Origin of the sequence: Pseudomonas sp. 43mfcvi1.1 (assembly GCF_900115935.1) — a bacterium.
GTDB lineage: Bacteria > Pseudomonadota > Gammaproteobacteria > Pseudomonadales > Pseudomonadaceae > Aquipseudomonas > Aquipseudomonas bijieensis.
This window is the reverse complement of record NZ_UETT01000006.1, coordinates 1-19,667: the sequence shown is the minus strand read 5'-3', so window position 1 is coordinate 19,667 and position 19,667 is coordinate 1. Positions and strand designations below refer to the sequence as shown.

The 19,667-nt window shown below is 60.2% G+C and carries 18 protein-coding genes; 9 read left to right on the top strand and 9 right to left on the bottom strand.

The window, feature by feature from the left end; all coding sequences use genetic code 11:
* Positions 1–19: 19 nt before the first annotated feature.
* The 5 genes from DTP52_RS13060 to DTP52_RS13040 form a co-directional block, all read right to left on the bottom strand.
* Complete coding sequence (locus DTP52_RS13060; RefSeq protein ID WP_371925590.1) at positions 20–1,267, bottom strand: hypothetical protein; 1,248 nt, start codon at positions 1,265–1,267, stop codon at positions 20–22.
* Between the two features lie 47 nt (positions 1,268–1,314).
* On the bottom strand, positions 1,315–2,562 hold the full coding sequence (locus tag DTP52_RS13055) for a hypothetical protein (RefSeq protein WP_178082483.1): 1,248 nt from the start codon (positions 2,560–2,562) through the stop codon (positions 1,315–1,317).
* A 45-nt stretch (positions 2,563–2,607) separates the two neighbouring features.
* The gene (locus DTP52_RS31620; protein ID WP_109753737.1) at positions 2,608–3,846 is read right to left on the bottom strand and encodes a hypothetical protein; all 1,239 of its coding nucleotides are present in this window, start codon (positions 3,844–3,846) and stop codon (positions 2,608–2,610) included.
* 232 nt (positions 3,847–4,078) lie between these two features.
* Positions 4,079–6,613 carry a CS1-pili formation C-terminal domain-containing protein gene (locus tag DTP52_RS13045; RefSeq protein WP_109753736.1) on the bottom strand — a complete coding sequence of 845 codons (2,535 nt, stop codon included), beginning with the start codon at positions 6,611–6,613 and terminating at the stop codon, positions 4,079–4,081.
* A 125-nt stretch (positions 6,614–6,738) separates the two neighbouring features.
* Positions 6,739–7,224, bottom strand: a complete 486-nt coding sequence (locus DTP52_RS13040; protein ID WP_109753735.1) for a CS1 type fimbrial major subunit — start codon at positions 7,222–7,224, stop codon at positions 6,739–6,741.
* 426 nt (positions 7,225–7,650) lie between these two features.
* Here DTP52_RS13040 and DTP52_RS13035 point away from each other — a divergent pair, with 426 nt between their 5' ends.
* The 4 genes from DTP52_RS13035 to purT all read left to right on the top strand — a co-directional run bounded on the left by DTP52_RS13035 (position 7,651) and on the right by purT (position 11,018).
* On the top strand, positions 7,651–8,229 hold the full coding sequence (locus tag DTP52_RS13035; protein WP_109753734.1) for a PadR family transcriptional regulator: 579 nt from the start codon (positions 7,651–7,653) through the stop codon (positions 8,227–8,229).
* Positions 8,226–9,011 (top strand): siderophore-interacting protein, encoded by a 786-nt coding sequence (locus DTP52_RS13030; protein ID WP_109753733.1) that lies wholly within the window; start codon positions 8,226–8,228, stop codon positions 9,009–9,011. Before DTP52_RS13035 ends, DTP52_RS13030 begins: the two co-directional genes overlap by 4 nt.
* A gap of 256 nt (positions 9,012–9,267) precedes the next feature.
* The gene (locus tag DTP52_RS13025) at positions 9,268–9,735 is read left to right on the top strand and encodes a preQ0 transporter (protein ID WP_109753732.1); all 468 of its coding nucleotides are present in this window, start codon (positions 9,268–9,270) and stop codon (positions 9,733–9,735) included.
* Positions 9,736–9,836: 101 nt separating this feature from the next.
* A complete protein-coding gene (gene purT / locus DTP52_RS13020) occupies positions 9,837–11,018 on the top strand; it encodes a formate-dependent phosphoribosylglycinamide formyltransferase (RefSeq protein WP_109753731.1) in 1,182 nt (393 codons plus the stop codon).
* 195 nt (positions 11,019–11,213) lie between these two features.
* On the opposite strand, the gene DTP52_RS13015 is transcribed toward purT, so the two are convergent.
* Positions 11,214–13,628: a glucose/quinate/shikimate family membrane-bound PQQ-dependent dehydrogenase gene (locus DTP52_RS13015; protein WP_109753730.1), complete on the bottom strand. Its 2,415-nt coding sequence runs from the start codon at positions 13,626–13,628 to the stop codon at positions 11,214–11,216.
* A 511-nt stretch (positions 13,629–14,139) separates the two neighbouring features.
* On the opposite strand from DTP52_RS13015, the gene DTP52_RS13010 reads away from it, so the two are divergent.
* Entirely contained in the window at positions 14,140–14,370 is a 231-nt protein-coding gene (locus DTP52_RS13010) for a VF530 family DNA-binding protein (RefSeq protein ID WP_003205228.1), read from the top strand.
* 36 nt (positions 14,371–14,406) lie between these two features.
* Positions 14,407–15,018, top strand: a complete 612-nt coding sequence (locus DTP52_RS13005) for a Pr6Pr family membrane protein (RefSeq protein WP_109754012.1) — start codon at positions 14,407–14,409, stop codon at positions 15,016–15,018.
* Positions 15,019–15,212: 194 nt separating this feature from the next.
* Here the strand turns inward: DTP52_RS13005 and DTP52_RS13000 are convergent, their stop codons facing one another.
* From DTP52_RS13000 to DTP52_RS12990, 3 genes are read right to left on the bottom strand one after another with little or no spacing between them, the layout of a single operon-like run.
* Positions 15,213–15,422, bottom strand: coding sequence for a DUF1289 domain-containing protein (locus DTP52_RS13000; protein ID WP_109753729.1), 210 nt, complete (start codon positions 15,420–15,422; stop codon positions 15,213–15,215).
* Positions 15,419–15,943 (bottom strand): gamma carbonic anhydrase family protein, encoded by a 525-nt coding sequence (locus DTP52_RS12995; RefSeq protein ID WP_109753728.1) that lies wholly within the window; start codon positions 15,941–15,943, stop codon positions 15,419–15,421. Before DTP52_RS12995 ends, DTP52_RS13000 begins: the two co-directional genes overlap by 4 nt.
* Positions 15,944–15,959: 16 nt before the next feature.
* The gene (locus tag DTP52_RS12990) at positions 15,960–16,559 is read right to left on the bottom strand and encodes a CoA pyrophosphatase (RefSeq protein ID WP_109753727.1); all 600 of its coding nucleotides are present in this window, start codon (positions 16,557–16,559) and stop codon (positions 15,960–15,962) included.
* A gap of 145 nt (positions 16,560–16,704) precedes the next feature.
* On the opposite strand from DTP52_RS12990, the gene DTP52_RS12985 reads away from it, so the two are divergent.
* The 3 genes from DTP52_RS12985 (at position 16,705) to DTP52_RS12975 (ending at position 19,255) form a co-directional block, all read left to right on the top strand.
* A complete protein-coding gene (locus tag DTP52_RS12985) occupies positions 16,705–17,256 on the top strand; it encodes an NUDIX hydrolase (protein ID WP_092166299.1) in 552 nt (183 codons plus the stop codon).
* A 46-nt stretch (positions 17,257–17,302) separates the two neighbouring features.
* A complete protein-coding gene (locus tag DTP52_RS12980) occupies positions 17,303–17,809 on the top strand; it encodes a murein L,D-transpeptidase family protein (RefSeq protein WP_072409000.1) in 507 nt (168 codons plus the stop codon).
* A 372-nt stretch (positions 17,810–18,181) separates the two neighbouring features.
* Positions 18,182–19,255, top strand: coding sequence for a hypothetical protein (locus DTP52_RS12975; protein ID WP_109753726.1), 1,074 nt, complete (start codon positions 18,182–18,184; stop codon positions 19,253–19,255).
* Positions 19,256–19,667: the final 412 nt, after the last annotated feature.

The window sequence follows — 19,667 nt, the reverse complement described above, 5'->3', positions numbered from 1 at the left end:
TTGCCGGCCAGTCGGCCACTCAGACTTCCGAATCCCAGATCACCGTGACGTTGCCGGTATAGGCTTTGGCGCCACTGTCCAGCATCTGCTCGACACTGCTTTGGGCCACCTCGAAATGCAGCATCCCGAGCCGGCGGTCGACGTACAAACCCGGCTGGAACAGCTCGGTGCCACTGCCATCACGCAGCAATCGGCGGCGGTTGACCGGCTGCCCGCCGGCATCCGTCAAGCCATCGGGCAGGGTCACGCTGACGTCCACCGGGACGGCATGGCCGGTGCCGGCTTCGGCGATCGCACAGGTATTGCCGCTGATGCGCTCGCACTCGAGGGCCATCTTGAAACGCGAAGAAGCGGAGATATGGAAGCGCTGGTCGCGGAACAGCCGCGCCGGTTTACGCCCGCTGTTCAGCCAGGCTTGCCAACCTTCCTGGGGCACCAGTTCGACGCGGTTACCGCCGGGGGGAACTTCGACCTTGAGGGTGTGTTCGACGTCGAGTTTAAAATTGAGGGTGATCGCCGAGTCGTTGGGGATCATGACGTCACCCAGGTCGAGGTCCTGCCCAGGACCAACGGTATAAGTCAGCGTCCCCGTGTATTGGCCGGAGGACATCTTCAACGGGTTGGGGGTGCGCAGTTCGTAGGCGAAGTCCAAGTGGGTGTAGCTCATGGCGGGAATCAGATAAAGGGCTGGTTTGGCGCATACCCCTTGTGTCGGAGTCTTCCAGAAAAACTCGTAATCGGTAGAGGTGTAAAAACCCATACCACTGTATTGACAGGGCGCGGCGGCATATACCCAGGAAGAACCACGCCATAATCTCTGGTGAGCGGTGAGCGGACTCACACCGCCACCTACCACATTGACGACGCCGGCGGGAATTCGATATCTCGAACCGATACCAGAAAAACGCACTTCGACCACTTCGGTTTCGCCCGTGCCTGTATGGGTGATCTGAGCCGTGCGCCAGTTGGCAGGCACTTTAAACATCGCACCTTGCCGAGTGTCTCCATGATTGGCCTGGATGGGGCTGATGGCGTTGGAGATAATGGGCAACCGGATGCTGAACATCTTTGCCGTTCGGCACTCCGCCGAATGATTTTCACAGTAACCACTCACTGGAGTGGTATTGAGAAAGGTATTCTCCTGCGGTTTCGAAGCGTCAGGCCTGAATATCGCACTGATGTCCCGGCTCAACGCATTGGCCGCAGGTGTGCATGTAAACAACAACGCGCAAACCACTCCGCGCACTGTCATGGATAAATGTTTCATCTATTTCTCACCATCAAATCGGCTCGGAACAGGCCGAGCCAGCCTTTCTAAACTTCCGAATCCCAAATCACCGTGACATTGCCGCTATAGGCCTTGGCGCCCGTGTCCAGCATCTGCTCGACACTGCCCTGGGCCACCTCGAAGTGCAGTGTCCCGGGCCTGCGATCGACATAAAAACCCGGCTGGAACAGCTCGGTGCCACTGCCATCGCGCAGCAGTCGGCGGCGGTTGACTGGCTGCCCGCCGGCGTCCGCCAACCCCTCGGGCAGGGTCACGCTGACGTCCACCGGCACGGCGTGGCCTGTACCGGTTTCGCTGATCGCGCAGGTGTTGCCACTGATGTGCTGGCACTCAAGACCCATCTTGAAACGCGAAGAGGCCGATATATGGAAGCGCTGGTCGCGAAACAGCCGCGTCGGCTTGCGCCCGCTGTTCAGCCAGGCTTGCCAGCCCTCCGGGGGCACCAGTTCCACACGGTTGCCGCCCGGGGGCACTTCGACCTTGAGGGTATGTTCGACCGTCAGCTTGAGATTGAGGGTGATCACCGAATCGTTCGGGAGCATGAGGTCGCCCGTGTCAAAGTCCTGCCCTGCCCCGACGCCGTAGCTCAGTGAACCCGTGTATTGGCCGGACGACATCCTCAATGGGTTGGGTGTGCGCAGTTCGTAGGCAAAGTCCAGTCCGTGGTAAGACATGCTGGGGATCAGGTAACTGGCCCGTTTGGCACACACACCTTCGGTCGGCGTCTTCCAGAAGAAGAAGTAGACGCGGTCATTCAAGGTGCTGTACCCGCTGGATTGGCAGGGCGAGGGGGCATACAGCCAGGGAGAACCACCCCACAACTTCGCATGGGCCGCCCTGAAATCCACACCGCCACCGACCAATTCAATTGCGCTGACGGGCAGTTGGTAGTACGAACCGATACCGGATATGCGTACTTGAACGATTTCAGTCTCGCCCGTACCGCTGTGGGTCACCTGCGCCAGACGCCAAGTGGCAGGCACATGGAACATCGCCCCTTGCCGAGAGTCTCCATGATTGGCTTGAATGGGACCGGTCGATGCGAAGTTAATGGGCAGCTGGATGCTGAACATTTTTTCCCTGTCGCAGACCGCCGGATAATAGGCGCAATACCCCGAGACCGGCGTGGTGTTGGTAAAGGTATTTTCATTAGGCTTCGAGGGATCCGGCCTGAAGATTGCGGTCACATCCATGCTCACGGCACTGGCCGTCGACGCACATGTCCACAACATCACTGAAACCATACCTTGCACTGCCACTGGTAACTGCTTCATTTTTATCCCACCCTCAAGTCGGCTCGAACGGGCCAAGCCACGCCTTTAAACTTGTGAATCCCAGATCACCGTGATGTTGCCGGTATAGGCCTTGGCGCCGCTGTCCAGCATCTGCTCGACACCGCTCTGGGCCACCTCGAAATGCAGCATTCCCAAACGTCGATCGACGTATAAACCCGGCTGGAACAGCTCGGTGCCACTGCCATCGCGCAGCAACCGGCGGCGGTTGACCGGCTGACCGGCGCCGTCCGTCAAGCCATCGGGCAGGGTCACGCTGACGTCCACGGGCACGGCATGGCCGGTGTCGGCTTCGGCGATCGCACAGGTATTGCCGCTGATGCGCTCGCATTCGAGGGCCATCTTGAAACGCGAAGAAGCGGAGATATGGAAACGTTGGTCGCGCAACAGTCGCGTGGGTTTGCGACCGCTGTTGAGCCAGGATTGCCAGCCTTCCTGGGGGACGAGTTCAACGCGGTTGCCGCCGGGGGGGACTTCGACTTTGAGGGTGTGTTCGACAGTGAGCTCGAAGTCGAGGGTCAGGGCCGAATCGTTGGGAAGCATGACATCGCCCATATCAATGTCCTGCCCCGGTCCGACGCTATACGTTAACGACCCCGTGTATCGTCCAGACGACATTTTTAAGGGATTGGGTGTGCGCAGCTCGTAGCCAAAATCCAGATAGGAATAACTCATCCCAGGAACAAGATAATAGGCCATCTTGGCGCACGAACTTTCTTCCGGAGTTCTCCAAAAAAAATTATATGTGCTGGCCGTGAGATCCCCATAACCCGTGCTTCTGCAGGGCTGAGGGGCAAAAGACCAGCTAGTGCGCCATAACAATGAATGAGCCACTACGTCGCTCATCCCCCCGCCGACCAGATTGACAGCACTGTCAGAGAGTCGATATTGCGAGCCGATACCGGACCAACGAATTTCAACGCTTTCCGTCTCGCCCGTACTGGCATGGGTGACCCATACCGTTCGCCAATCGGCGGGCAATTTAAACATCGCACCGTGCCGAGGGTTTTCATGATAGGCCTGGATAGGACTGGTTGAATTGAAGGATAAAGGCAACCGAATGCTGAACATCGTCCCGCAGTGCGTTGGATGCGTCGAGCAGTAACCACTCACTGGAGTGGTGTTGGTAAATGTATTCTCGTTGGGTTTTGAAGGGTCGGGCCTGAATACAGCGGTGATATCCTGGCTCACGGCATTGGCCACAGGCACGCACGCAAACAGCAACACCGAGACCACGCTGCGTACTGCAACCGAAAAGGGTTTCATTGATACAACCTCATACATCAAGACAAATCACTGCAAATAAGGGTGTAACGCTGCCTTAAGAACGTCGGAACACCCGTGGCGAGGGAGCTTGCTCCCGCTGGGGTGCGAAGCAGCCCCCTGTATCTCAGCCATCACACCGTAGGGGGACGCTGGCGCGTCCAGCGGGAGCAAGCTCCCTCGCCACAGGGTCATCGTATTTCTTGGATAAAACGGCATTAGCCAGTAAGGGGCTTCACGAACGCTGTTTCGCCTTGTCAGACTCGGTCCCCGTGGTATCGGCCAGGGTGTCCGGCGTGCAGCGCAAGTCACCGATCATCAGCACATCGCCCTCGACGCTGGCGTTGTCCGGATCGAGGCGGAACCGACAGAACAACTCGTTGCCGTAACGCACTTCCAGGGTCGGGGAGGCGGCGTTCATCTCCATGGAAAAGAACCCGTCCACTTCGCTAATACCGCGGCTGGCGTGGTTGATCACGTGGTGGCCTTTGAGCGGTTGCCCCTGCTCGTCCAGCAAGCGCCCGAGCACGGTCACGGTTTTCATCACGCTGATCTTGCGGTAGTCCACCCCGCCCTTGTTCAGGTGATAACGGGTGCGCGAAGGCTCGATGTTCGCCGCCGGTGGATGCACGCCCTCGAAGTCGAAGGTCACCAGGCTGTTCCTGTAGGCGGTGATGGGCACGAAGTTGCGGCCCGGGTGCAAGGTGGTGCTGCCGCCGGTCAGGTCGTCGGCGCGCAAAACAATATCGTCCAGGTCGGTGTCCACGTCGACGATCATGCCCGCGCCGCGCCCATGGGGCAGGCCGGTGAAAGCCGCTTTCTGGCCGCCCACGGCCACGGTGCTGCTCAGGTTCAGGCCGCCGGTGAGGTTGTCGTTATAGGACGAGCGCTGGACGAAGCCGTCGCCATACATCGACTCGGTCATGAAGCTGGCGATGCCCGACAGGCCTACGCCGTAGGTATCGGCCAGCGCCGTGGCGGAGACGCTTTGCAACACGTGATCCTCCAGGTCGCGGCGATAGGTCAGCGACCCATTGTTGTCCCGCGTGCCCTCCCGGGATGTCCGGGTGCCGATGGTGCCCGACCAGTATTCGCCCGGCCCGCCCAAAGCCACGTTGAGGCTCAGGTCCACGCCGCGATTGCGCCGGTCGTTGGTGCTCGAAGTACCGGGGCGGTCGAACACCGACAGCCGCCAGTTGGCATCGCTGCCACGTAGCTTGCCGCGTTGGGTCAAGCCAAGGTCCAGGCCCGTGCCTTGGACATTGCCTTCGCTATAGGCCAGGCGTGCGTTGACGGAAGTCGTGTTGCTCAAGCGATGGTTGACCGACAGCGACGAGTTGCTGGTATGGCCGACGAACACGTTGCGCTGACGGACACGGGTGCCGTCCGGCAAGGTCTCGTAGGTATTGCGGGTGTCGAGCCAGCTGCGGTTGTGGCTGGCGACGATGCTGCCATGGCCATAGCTGTACAGGCCTTGCAGGTCCATGCCGGTGCCGTACTGCTGGGTCTGGTAGACGTTGGCGTACAGGCTGGTGCTGCTGGCGAGCGTCCAGTCGATCGAGGTGCCGACTTGCAGCTTGTCCTGCACTTGGCGCGTGGAGGCACCGAGGATCACCCGTGGGTGTAGCAGGTAGTTGACGCCGAGCCCCGCGGTGTTGAAACCCGAGGGCAGGTCTTCCCAGTTGCTCCACAGGCGGGTTTCGCGACCGGCGAACAGGTTGTAGCGCCAGCGGTCCTCGGTGCTGCTCCAATTGTTCGGTTTGTAGACCAGTTCCTGGCTGGTGGCGGTGGTTTGCCCGTCCTCGATCAGCCGCACTTCCACCTCATAGATACCGCCGGGCAGGGGTCGGGTGTCCAGGCTCTGCAAACCGGCGCTGACCGCCTGTGTGTTGATCAACAGGCCGTTGCGATAAATCTCCACCGAAGCTTGACGGCTTGCGGTGACATAAATGGGGTATACGCTGGGTTTGGGATTGTCGATCGCCAGGCTGTCGGAGCTGCCAAACATCACCCCAAGGGCGGTGTCCGGGTTGGCGCCGAACGAACGGATCTGACGATTCAAACCATCGGAACTGGGCGTGAAATAGCCCAGGCGAAAGAAATGGCCTTCCAATTCGCGCTGGGTATAGAGCTCATGGACGGCGTGGTAGAGCTTGTCATCCGGCCCGCCAAGGCGCGAAAGCTGGAGGTCCAGCGACTGGCTCCAGTTGCCCAGGCTGGAACTGGCGTTGAGGCCATAGCGCCCGCCGGTATCCTGCTCCTGGCCACCGTTTAGATTGAGTTGGTTATTGAAGATCAGGCCGAGGCTGCCGCCTTCCGGTTGATCGTGATAGCGCTTGGTTTCGGTGGTGCGCTCGACGTCTTTAGTGAGGATCGACACCAAGGAGTTCTCGAGACTGTAATGCACGGCGAGCAGCCCCGCGGTGCAATTGGTTTCACAAGCGCCCAGCGCTTGGCCTTGCTTGAGTCGTTGCTCCCATTGCTCCCGGTCAATGGCCTTTATCGAACTGTCTTGCGTGTCGGTAAACTCCAGCAGGGTAATACGATCATCGCGGGTCAAGACCACCATGGCTTCACCCAGGTACTGTTGGTTGAGTTCAACACGAACCGCAAGGGGGACATCGAAGAAGTGCGCTTCAAACTCCGCCGGCAGGCCCTTGGCCTGGGACAACAGGCTTCTGGGAGTGGTACCGGGGGCAGCCGGGGCGGCCAATGCGTTCGCGCACAACAACAGCGCGAGCGCACCCGCGATGGGTGTTATCGGAAACATCAACGGACTCTCTAATCAGCGAGCTATCAGGGTGTTCAGGTGCGGGCCGACCCGTTGGGGGAGAACGGGTCGGCCCGCGGCATGCCCGTGAGGGTGAGGTGAAACTCACCGGGCAGCGAATGGCCTTACGGGCGAGGCACGGCGTCGAAGATGACGGTCATGTCGGCGGTGTACAGGCCGTTCTGGGTATCCAGAGGCTTGGCCGCGACGATGGTCATGTCAGCCTGGGTGCCCGGGGTGGAGGTGGCATCGTCCACCACTTCCTGAGGCGTGGCGGTCAGGGTGACACCGTTGAAGGCGGTGGTCAGGGCGATGGAGTTGCTGCCGTTGTACAGCGCCGCCGGGCCGCCTTCGATGTAGGCGTTGACCGAACCTTCGGTGTTTTTCACATCATAGGTCTGGCGCAACGAAGTCAAGGTGCCGCTGACCGTGTTGTAGCTCATGACTTCATCTTTACCGAAGTCCGGGTTGCGCGGCTGCACATGGAACTGCTTGGTCGGGATGTTCGCAGTGATGTGGATGGACGAGCGTGCGTCGTCGGCAGCGAAGGCCAGCGAAGAACTCACGGCAGCGACGGCCAGAGCAGTAACGGATACAAGTTGTTTGAGCATGTTGTTAACACCTGTTCTTAGCAATAAAGAGAAATGATTGAAATTGCAGACCAACAGCAACTTGGCCTGTCCCTCCAACGCCGAGCATGATCGGCGCTCTTTAACTAAAAAAAAGCAGGCAATTTCCTATAGGCTTGTAGTAAATCCAGCACGCAGAAGAGCGAAAAATACCCCGATATCGATAAAACTTAAGTTCAGCTGTCAGAAACAGCCCACATTTTAAGCTGACACCCTTTTAATCATTACAAATGTATGCAACCGCACCTCGCATACATTGAGTATTCATGTAAGGTCTTTCCCTGAACCCAAATAACCCGCCGCGAAATAAAGATATATCTTAGTTTGCAAAAAACCATCAAGTCAAAAGATATATCTTTTATTCAAGATATATCTGAGTGCTATCTATATGCAGAACGGAGACAGCATATGAACGCCCTTTATTCTCATTCCGACTCTTCCTCCAAACGTGAATATGACGGTTTCGAACGACGCCCTACAGGCTCGCGTGGCAGCCGGGCCCCCCGGGTCTTCGCCCCCGGTGATTTGAAGGTGTTGCTGCTGGCGCTGATTGCCGAACAGCCGTGCCACGGCTATGACCTGATCCGCCGGATCGAGAACATGTTCGACGGCGCCTACAGCCCCAGCCCCGGGGTGATCTATCCGACCCTCACCTTCCTGGAAATGAACGCAATGATCAGTTGCGGCCTCGAAGACGGAAAAAAGTGCTACAGCGTGACCGATGCCGGACGTCTATCCCTTGAGGACCAGGCCGAAACGCTGGATGAGGTGCGTACACGCATTGAAATCAGCAAGCGCACATTGCGCGGCCACAATCGTCCCCCGGAAATCCATGAAGCGGTGTATAACCTGCGCCATGCGCTGCAAAAGCACCATGGCCACTGGAGCCCGGAAGAAATCCAGCGGGTGCGCGATCTGCTCGACGCCACCGCCAAAGCCATCGCCGACGGCCCCGGCCGTCCACCTGTCTCGGAGTCAAGCCAATGACCGAAGTCGATCCAAACACCATTCACCGCGTCACCCACGAGATCAAACGCCGTCGCTTGCAAGTGTTGCGGGTACAGGACCTGACCCCACGCATGCGCCGCATCACCGTCGGCGGGCCGGAACTGGCCGATTTTGTCAGCCTGGGCACGGACGATCACGTGAAGTTGATGTTCCCGCAGAACGCCGAGGAACACGCCGCCCTGGAAAACTTCAACCCCGGCGCAGGTAAAGCCCAGGGCCCGATGCCCGAGATGCGCGACTACACCCCGCGCCGCTACGACCTGGACACCCTGGAGCTGGACATCGATTTCGTGCTCCACGGCGACGGCCCTGCCGCGACCTGGGCGGCCCAGGCGGCGCCCGGGCAATACCTCAATATCGGCGGGCCACGGGGCTCGATGATCGTGCCGGACATCTTCGACAGCTATCTGCTGATCGGCGACGAAACCGCCCTGCCCGCCATCGCCCGCCGCCTCGAAGGCCTGGCGCCCAACCGGCGCGCGCTGGTAGTCGTGGAAGTGGAAAACGGCGCCGAACAGCAGATCCTCCAGAGCCCGGCGCAAGTGCATGTGATCTGGGTACTGCGCGAAGGTCGCCGGGACAGCCTGTTGACCACCGTGCAGCAATTGGAAATGCCCAGTGGCAAGCTGTACGCCTGGGTCGCGACCGAGAGCAAGGTATCGCGGCAGATTCGCAAGGTGTTGTTGGAGGAGAAAGGCTTGGACCAGGACTTTGTGAAAGCGGTGGGGTATTGGAAGCTGGAGGGCAGTGAGGAGGATTGAGGGATGGCTTATGGCTGAAGTACCCTTCATCCACTGACACCGTCAACCTCCTGTGGCGAGGGGATTTATCCCCGCTGGGCTGCGCAGCAGTCCTAAAACCAGGCAACTCGGTGGATCAGAAAGATTGGGGTGACTGTTCTGGGGGCTGCTGCGCAGCCCAGCGGGGATAAATCCCCTCGCCACAGATACATCCCCTCACCACAGGGAGTATCGCTGTCCTTTAATACCTTATCCGTCATCACCAGGTACCCGCCCCATGCTTTTCCTGATCGCCTACATCGCCAGCGTCGTGCTGATCAACTTCGCGTTCTCTGCCGCACCGCACCTGGACATCATCTGGTCGGCCTGGGGCGGGCTGGTGTTTATCCTGCGGGACATGGTGCAGACCCGTTTCGGCCATGGCGCCATCGTGGCGATGCTGGTGGCGCTGGGGTTGTCCTATGTCACCTCGGACCCGACCATCGCCCTGGCCAGCGCCACCGCGTTTGCGGTGTCCGAGTGCATCGACTGGCTGGTGTTCACCATTACCAAGCGTCCGCTGCATGATCGACTGTGGATCAGTTCGGCCCTGAGCATTCCCCTGGACACCTTTATCTTCTTCGGCCTGATCGACGCCCTGACACCGCCCGTGGTGATCACCGCCCTGGCCTCGAAATTCGCCGGAGTCACGGTCGTCTGGTTGATCATGGCCTGGCGTTTACGCAAGCAAACCGTCGCCGGCTGAAGCCAAACCCCGCGGTTCATGTAAAATGCCGCGCTTTCTCCCATGGGAAGCTCGCCCGGCGCGCAACCCGCGATGATCCGCTCCTGTTTGAGGACCTTCAGATGACCCGTATCGGAACCCCATTGTCGCCCACCGCGACCCGCGTTTTGTTGTGTGGCAGCGGTGAGCTGGGCAAGGAAGTGGTAATCGAACTGCAGCGCCTGGGCGTCGAGGTGATTGCCGTGGATCGCTACGCCAACGCGCCGGCCATGCAAGTGGCCCACCGCAGCCATGTGATCAACATGCTCGACGGCGCTGCCCTGCGCGCGGTCATCGAGGCCGAGAAGCCGCATTTCATCGTGCCGGAAATCGAAGCCATCGCCACCGCCACCCTGGTGGAACTGGAAGCCGAAGGCTTCACCGTGATCCCTACCGCCCGCGCCGCGCAACTGACCATGAACCGCGAAGGCATCCGGCGCCTGGCCGCCGAAGAGTTGGGCCTGCCGACCTCGCCATACTTCTTCGCCGACACCGTGGAAGACTACCGCAAGGCCGTGGAAACCCTGAGTTTCCCCTGCGTGGTCAAGCCAGTGATGAGTTCCTCGGGCAAGGGCCAGAGCCTGCTGCGCAGTGCCGATGACGTGCAGAAAGCCTGGGACTACGCCCAGGAAGGCGGCCGTGCCGGCAAGGGTCGGGTGATCATCGAAGGTTTCATCGATTTCGATTATGAAATCACCTTGCTCACCGTGCGCCACGTCGGCGGCACCACCTTCTGCGCACCGGTCGGCCACCGTCAGGAAAAGGGCGACTATCAGGAATCCTGGCAACCCCAGGCCATGAGCCCGGTGGCCCTGGCCGAATCCGAGCGCGTGGCCAAGGCAGTGACCGAGGCCCTGGGTGGTCGCGGTCTGTTTGGCGTCGAGCTGTTCATCAAGGGTGACCAGGTGTGGTTCAGCGAAGTCTCGCCGCGCCCCCACGACACCGGCCTGGTGACGCTGATTTCCCAGGACCTGTCGCAGTTCGCCCTGCACGCCCGGGCCATTCTCGGCCTGCCGATTCCGCTGATCCGCCAGTTCGGCCCGTCGGCATCGGCGGTGATCCTGGTGGAAGGCCAGTCGACCCAGACCGCTTTCGCCAACCTCGGCGCCGCCCTGAGCGAACCGGACACTGCCCTGCGCCTGTTCGGCAAACCGGAAGTCAACGGCCAGCGCCGCCTGGGCGTAGCCCTGGCCCGCGACGAATCCATCGAAGCCGCCCGCGCCAAGGCGACCCGGGCTTCCCAGGCGGTGAAGATCGAGTTGTAAGCAGTATCGTTTGCCTCATGGTGATCTGTGGGAGCAAGGCTTGCCCGCGATAAACGATAACGCGGTCCACCTGAAGACCAGGGCGCCAGCATCGCGAGCAAGCTTTGCTCCCACAGTTAACTTGGGGTGACATCGGGCTAAAGAAAAAGGCGACACCCGCAAGGGTGTCGCCTTTTTCATGAGCGCCGGTTTGGCTTAATCCGGCAGCTTGTACGCGATCACATAGTCACCCTGCTTGGTCCCCAGGGAACCATGACCACCCGCGACGACCAGCACGTACTGCTTGCCGTCCTTGCCGGTATAGGTCATCGGCGTGGTCTGGGCGCCGGCGGGCAGGCGCCCTTCCCACAGTTGCTTGCCATTTTTCACGTCATAGGCACGCAGGTACTGGTCGAGGGTGCCGCTGAGGAACGCCAGGCCACTGGCCGTGGTGAAGGTGCCGCCCAGGCTCGGTACACCCATGCTCAGCGGGATCGGCACCGGCGAGCTGTCACGCACGGTGCCGTTCTTGTGCTTCCACAGGGTCTTGTTGTTGGTCAGGTCCACTGCCGCGACATAACCCCAGGCCGGTGCCTGGCAAGGCAGGCCCATGGGCGACAGCAGCGCTTCGAGGATCACGCCATACGGTGCGCCCTTGTTCGGCTGCACGCCTTCGGTTTCGCTCTTGCGACCCGGGCCGCCAGCCACTTCGGCCGCCGGTACCAGTTTCGACTTGAACGCCATGTAGCTCGGGTTGACGAAGGCGATCTGCCGCACTGGGTCAACCGAAATGCCGCCCCAGTCGAACACGCCGAAGTTGCCCGGGTAGACGATCGAGCCTTGCAGCGACGGTGGGGTGAACATGCCGTCATAGCGCAGCGACTTGAAGTCGATCCGGCACAGCATCTGGTCGAACGGGGTCACGCCCCACATGTCCCGCTCCTTGAGGACCGGCGGCACGAAGTTCAGGTCGGACATCGGTTGGGTCGGCGAAGTGTGGTCGCCTTCCACCGCGCCTTGCGGCACCGGGATTTCCTTGATCGGGATGATCGGCTGGCCGTTGCTGCGGTCGAGCACGTAGAGGCTGCCTTGCTTGGTGGAAGCCAACACAGCCGGTTTCACGCCGTCGGCGGTCTTCATGTCCATCAGGGTCGGTTGACCGCCGACGTCCATGTCCCACAGGTCGTGGTGGGTGAACTGGAAGTACCAGCGAACCTTGCCGGTGGCGATGTCCAGGGCGGTCAGGCCGGCGGAATATTTTTCCGATTCCGGCGTGCGGTTACCACCGAACTGGTCGGGGGTCTGGTTGCCCATCGGCAGGTAGAGCATGCCGAGTTTTTCATCGACGCTGAACATGGACCACATGTTCGGCGAGTTGCGGGTGTAGGTCTTGCCCTCGGCAATCGGCGTGGTGTCGTCCGGGTTGCCGCTGTCCCAGTTCCACACCAGCTTGCCGGTGTGGACGTCGTAGGCGCGGATCACACCGCTTGGCTCGTCGGTGGAGACGTTATCGGTGACGTGACCACCGATCACTACCAGGTTCTGGGTCACCGCCGGTGGCGAGGTGGAGTAGTAACCGCCGGCCGTGAAGCCGCCGATGTTGGCGGTCAGGTCGACCTGGCCTTTGTCGCCGAAGTCTTCGCACATCTTGCCGGTGTCGGCGTTCAGGGCGATCAGGCGGGTGTCGGCGGTCGGCAGGAAGATCCGCCGCGGGCACGAGGTGCTGGCCGGCGTGGTGCTGGCGGTGCCGGTGGGGCTCTGTTCGGCCGAGGCGTACACCGCGTCATCGTGATAGGTCACGCCACGGCAGGTCATATGGGCCCAGCCCTTGAAGTTTTCCGCTTTTTGGGTGGAAAGCTTCGGATCGAAACGCCAGATTTCCTTGCCGGTTTCCGGCTCCAGGGCAATCACCTGGCTGTGGGGCGTGCACACGTAGAGCATGCCGTTGACCTTCAGCGGGGTGTTTTCCGCGGTGGTCTCGCCCGGGTCGTTCGGCCCCGGCAGGTCGCCGGTGCGATAGGTCCAGGCCGGCACCAGTTTGCTGACGTTCTCGGGGGTGATCTGCGCCAGCGGCGAATAACGGTCGCCATGGGCGCTACGGCCGTAGGAGTTCCAGTCGCCATCGGGCATGGCCGGGGCGGTGTTGGTCATGCCCGGCACGCTGTCGCGGTCCAGTTGGCCCTTGATCTCGCCCGGGTTGGTGAACTGGCTGGCCAGTGCGGCGATACCGGCGATGACCACGGCGGCGCCCAATGCGCGGGTTCCCGTGGCCGGGGCATCGGCGCTCAACAGCGGGCGACGGAACCATGGCAGCAACATGACGATGCCCAGGGCGAACAACAGCGCCAGGCGCGGCACCAGTTGCCACCAATCCAGGCCCACTTCCCACAACGCCCACACGGTGCTGGCAAACAATACCAGCGCGTACAGGCCCAGGGCCGCGCGACGGGCCATGATCAGCAATACGCCGGTCAGAGCCAGGCCGATACCGGCCAGCAGGTAATACCACGAGCCGCCAAGCGTGCTCAGCTTGACTCCCCCGGCCAACAGGGCCAGGCCCATCAATAGAAGCAGAATGCCGAGCAGGCTCGGTAGCAGACGGCTTCGACTCAAAGCACCCTCAGTGCTCATAGTGTGATTCTCCGTGACGTTTTAAGGAGTCCCGCGCAAGTAGTCACTGTAGATGACGATCTGATACGGGCTTGGTTCAGTTGAAAAAGGTATTCGGTTTGTGCGATTCCTCAGTGGGAGCAAGCCTGCTCGCGATTGCGTTTGCACATCCAGCCGCGATGTCGACTGCCAGGTCGCAATCGCGAGCAGGCTCGCTCCCACAGGTTTGCCAGCAAAGACAGCGCTGTCTTTCAGGACCTGGATATTAGGCATAAAAAGAATTCTTTGATCTTCCAGCAAGAATGAGCCGGACGCAGAGGCTTCACCCAACAGCGCAGAAGCGTTTCAGCAGGCGGCGCAAGGATAATGTCCTGTTATCAATAGAGAAAGGGCTTTTGTTGACATGAATCATCTCGGATTCGGTAACAGTGCGCGCCGGGCTCTGGCGGCCATGTTGAAGGCTATGCTTCCACCACAAGGGCACCTCGGCTAAGGTGCGCGGCTTTACATCTTTTGCATGCGAAGGCCTTCCATGACCGAACCCAACAACAACCCGCTGCACGGCGTGACGCTGGAGCAGATCCTCAACGCCCTCGTGCAGCATTACGAATGGTCGGGCCTGGCTGAACGCATCGACATCCGCTGTTTCAAGAGCGACCCGAGCATCAAGTCGAGCCTGACCTTCCTGCGCAAGACGCCGTGGGCGCGGGAGAAGGTCGAGCGCCTGTACATCAAGTTGATGCGTACCAAGCGGCCGGTCTGAACCGTGGATATCGATCTGCGTCGTCCCGCGCGGCTCGTGGCGGTGGCGGCAGTGCTCGGCTGGACGGGTTTGAGCATCCAGTTGTACCTGATCCTGCTCGGCCGATGGGAGCTGGACGCGAGCCTGCTGGGCGGGTTGGTGAACTTCTTCAGTTTTTTCACGGTGCTGACCAACACCTTGGTGGCAGTGGTATTGACCTGGGAACTGAACCCGCGCCAATCCCCAGCCCGTCGCTGGTTCCTGTGGCCCAGCGTGCGCAGTGGTATCGCCGTGAGCATCGCCCTGGTCAGCCTGGCCTATAACCTGCTGTTGCGGCATCTATGGCAGCCCGAAGGGTGGCAGTTCGTGGCCGACGAGTTGCTGCACGACGTGATGCCGCTGCTGTACATCGTCTATTGGTGGCTGTATGTGCCCAAAGGCACCTTGCGCCTGGGCCACATCGGGCTGTGGATGATCTATCCCTTGGTGTATTTCGCCTATGTCCTGCTGCGCGGGGATCTGTTGGCGGCCTACCCCTACCCTTTCATTGATGTGGCGAACCTGGGTTATCCACAGGTGTTCATCAATGCCGGGGGGATCTTGGCGGGGTTTGTCGGGATTGCGTTGGCGGTGGTGGGGGTGGATCGGTGGTTGGGGCGAACACATTGAAGCCTGGTGAATATGCTCTTGTGGCGAGGGGATTTATCCCCGCTGGGCTGCGCAGCAGCCCCAAAGCTGTCAACTTACTCTGCCTGACACACCGAGGCGCCGGATTTGGGGGCTGCTACGCAGCCCAGCGGGGATAAATCCCCTCGCCACAGATAAATCCTCTGCCACAAGGGGGTTATGTTCCATATCCGGCATCAGCGCCTGGCCGGCAACATCCACACCAGCCCACTGCTCTTGGCCCGCTCATGACACAACGCCAAGACACTGCGCCGTTCCTCGTTATCCATCCGGCTCCATCGGGTGATTTCCGCCACGGTGCGCTGGCAACCGGTGCAGACGTCGTCATCGTCCAGCGCGCAGACGTTCACACAGGGCGAGCGAACCGGGCGTTCGGACGGGGTCATTGTTCTTGCTCGGCGAGGTCGCGGGCGTAGCGCTGCGCGTTGTGGACATAGTGAGCCGCGCTGGCTTCGAGCATTTTCTTCTGGGCCTCGGTCAATTCCCGCACGACCTTGCCAGGCGAGCCCATCACCAGCGAGCCGTCGGGGATCTCCTTGCCCTCACCAATCAGCGAGTTGGCGCCAATGATGCAGTTCTTGCCGATCTTCGCGCCGTTGAGGATCACCGCGTTGATGCCGATGAGGCTGTAGTCGCCCACCGTACAGCCATGGAGCATGGCGTTGTGACCGATGGTCACGCCGGTGCCGATGGTCAGCGGGTAGCCCATGTCGGTGTGCATCACCGTGCCGTCCTGCACGTTGCTGTGCTTGCCGATCAGGATCAGTTCGTTGTCGCCGCGCAGGACGGCGTTGAACCAGACATTGGCGCCCTCTTCGAGGCGGACCTTGCCCACCAGCGTGGCGTTGGGCGCGACCCAGCTCTGTGGGTGGGTTTCGACACGGGCATCGCCCAGGCGGTATTTCATGAGGATCCTCGGGTCATCAGGTATTGATGTAGCTTTTGGGTGGCGTGTGCAGGTCGATATCGGCGTCGTACAGCAGGTTGACCAGTTCGACGATCATGATCGCTGTCAGGCCCCATATCTTGTATTCGCCAAAACGATAGCTGGGTACGTACCAACTGCGGCCCTGGTAATCGATACGATGCGTGTGTTCGCGCGGGTCCTTGCGAAAAAACTCCAGTGGCACGCTGAACACCGCGGCGATCTCGGCATCGTTGGCCTGGTATTCGACGTAGTCCGGAATCACCCCGACATAGGGCGTGACCTTGATGCCATGCAGCGAAATCAACGGGCTGAGGGGGCCGATCACTTCCACCAGGCCGGGAGGCAGGCCGATTTCTTCCTCGGCCTCGCGCAGGGCGGTGAAGATCAGGTCGGGGTCTTCCGGGTCGCGGCGCCCGCCAGGAAAGGCCACCTCGCCGCCATGGGTCGAGAGCCCGCTGGCGCGCAGGGTCAGGACCAACTCCGGTTCATCGCTGCGGGTGATCGGCACCAGCACCGCGGCTTCAGGGAAACGTCGGTCGGCCTGCAGGTCTTGCGGGGTATGGTTGCTTACTCGATGCAGTAGCTCGTCCAGCATGAGACTTCTCGATTTATTCGCTACCTTGCATCATGCACCAATCATTCAAGCGGCCCAAGCCCCGCACCGCGTCGTGTCGCGAAACGACAACTTGCCGCACCGGCCCACGCACGCCAAGATAGGCGCAGCATTCAGGAACCCAAGCATGAAATTCTGCAGCCAGTGCGGTAACCCGGTGACCCAGCGCATACCCGAAGGCGACTCGCGCCTGCGCTTCGTTTGCGACACCTGCCATACCATCCATTACCAGAACCCCAACATAGTGGCCGGCTGCGTACCGACCTGGGGCAGTAAAGTCCTGTTGTGCCGGCGCGCCATCGAGCCGCGGCGCGGTTATTGGACGCTACCGGCAGGCTTCATGGAAAACGGAGAAACCATCGAACAGGCCGCCGTGCGCGAAACCGCCGAAGAGGCCTGCGCCCGGGTGCGAAACTTGAGCATCTATACGCTGATTGACGTACCGCATATCAGCCAGGTACATGTATTCTTCCGCGCCGAACTGGTGGATGAGGATTTCGCCGCCGGGCCCGAGAGCCTGGAAGTGAAATTGTTCGAAGAAGCGGATATTCCCTGGGACGAGCTGGCTTTCCGCACGGTGGGCCGTACCCTGGAATATTTCTACGCTGACCGCCGGGCCGAGGATTACCCGGTGCGATCCGAATCGATCCCACCGCTGGCCCAGCCCGCCAACACCTGAAAATACCAATCAATATAGCCGCGACACCTCTAGGGATATCGTTTCAATGCGCTGGTTGCTTGTCCTGTTCTGCTTGTCGTTCACCGCTGTGTCCCAGGCCGCCGCCGTGGGAACCTACAACGGCAAAGTCATCGAAAAAGTGCTGGTGCTCAAGTCCGCCCATCAATTGCAATTGATCAACGACGGCAAGCCGCTCAAGACCTATCGCATTTCCCTGGGCAAGGGCGCCAAGAAAGGCCCCAAACTGATCGAAGGCGACAAGCGCACCCCCGAGGGTTTCTACTGGATCGACTGGCGCAAGACCAGCGACCGTTTCTACCTGTCGATGCACATTTCCTACCCCAACATCAGCGACGCCGCCCGCGCCCGACGCGAAGGCGTGGAGCCGGGGGGCATGATCATGATCCACGGCACGCCGGATTCGGAAGAGAACCCTGAACAGTTGTTCCATACGCTGGACTGGACCGACGGCTGCATCGCCATGCGCAACGTGGACATGCGCGAAGTCTGGAACCTGGTGCCGGATGGGACGATGATCGAGATCCGGCCGTAGAACTCGACCACACATGAGTTCCCTGTGGCGAGGGGATTTATCCCCGCTGGACTGCGCAGCAGTCCCCTAAGCCAACAACTCAATCTACCTGACACACCGAACTGCCTGGCTTGAGGGCTGCTTCGCAGCCCAACGGGGATAAATCCCCTCGCCACAAAAGTCGGTGGCTATCAGCCTTTTGTTACAAGTCCAGGCACCGCAACGCAATCCCTCCCCCAGCCTTGATCTACTCTCAGAACTGATGCGGTAGGTCGAGGCTCTGCCCAGCAGCCCCCCGCAGAATCCAAAGTGAGATGTGTCACGTCGAAGCATAGGCAGTCATGACGTATGTGATTCGACAGGGCTTCACCGTTCCAGATAAGGCATCAAATCATGACAACTCATAACAATTTCATACAGGCGACAGCCGTCGCAGTGGTGGCGTTGGCAGGTGTGTGGCAACCGGGCGCAGACGCGTGGGGAGCCGATGGAAAAGAGGAGCCGTGGTATACCGCGTGGCTTCAGGTTACGGCGGATTCGAGTGTGCCGATCCGCGATACCAAGCCATCGTTGCATTGGCGTACCGACATGAACACGCTCTATCGAGGGGACACGACGGATCAGGGACTCGGGGCCTTCCAGGACGGGATTTTACCCAAAGCCGTAGGCTCCCCCGTCATCGAGTGGATGTATGACTGGTGGAGCCACGGGGCTGGCGCAGGTAAATCGGTCTACAGCAGTACAACCCGCGACCAGGCGCTCGCCCAACGGTTCGCCAAGGAATGGGTGTACGAGATCAAAGCTCCCCATGGTATCGATCAGGATGTGTCGGGAGGACCTGTCAGTGAGCAGGAAATCAGCTTTCCGGGAGGCGTCAAGCGCCAGTTCATCAAGCAAGCATGCAAGAAAGACAACCTTGCCAACTGTGAGCCGAACCCGAACTACCGCGAACCGACGGGCCATGAAAGCCCATTGGAGGTCGCGGCGGTGAGCATCGATTGGAGCCGGATCACGCCCCCAGAGGGTCTGGCCTGGGTAACGAGTAAGCAATCCCTCTGGGCAGTCGGCTCTTCAATAATCAACTCCGTACAAGGGGCGGATGCACTTGCCCAAGGATTACGGGCCTGGAATTCGCAAGTACCGAACTTGAGATTGGCGAGTGATCCAGAGTCGTCCGTTTTTACCAACTCGGTTGTTGTGGCGTTTCGCGACTATACCGATGCCAAGATCTGGGCCATCGCCCAAGCGCAAAACGGCGGCTGGGTATATGAAGTCAGGCCCAACAGCGTGGCCGTGGATTTGTCCGGACGTAACACAGGCGGACGTGAAGGCGCCTTCGCGTTCATCGGTGGCATCAAAGGAGGCCTGCTGATGAACGCCCGTCGTTTCGAGAAAGGCGTGGGCGAACCGGTTGAGTGCATCGGCATAGAAAAAGAGGTTTGCCGCCTCGAGAACCGCCATCAATAGTTTTCAAGCCCATGCCATCTGCCGTGCAGGGTAGCTGATGCTGTCACTTGGGGCTTGTATGTCTCCCTCGCCACAGTTTCAGTGCTCTGCCGGTTTTTTTGTATTCGTCTTTCGATTTATCGCGAGCAGGCTCGCTTGTATGTTTAGACTTGAAGGGGTGGGCGGGACTAAAAGCTCGATTCCGACTCTAGCCAGTACGGACCGTGGGAGACTTCTCGTTCCGCCCTTTCTACCTAAAGCGCCGATAAGGAATTCATCGGTAAAACCGACGATAGAGGCAAGCCAGCGCAAAGGTAGACCCCGACAAGCACCTAAACCCTAGCTCCGAGGATTCGTCATGACAATCCTTAACTCACCAACGGTTATTGGTATCGATGTAGCGAAGGCCGAAATCGTCGTTTACCGCGAAGAC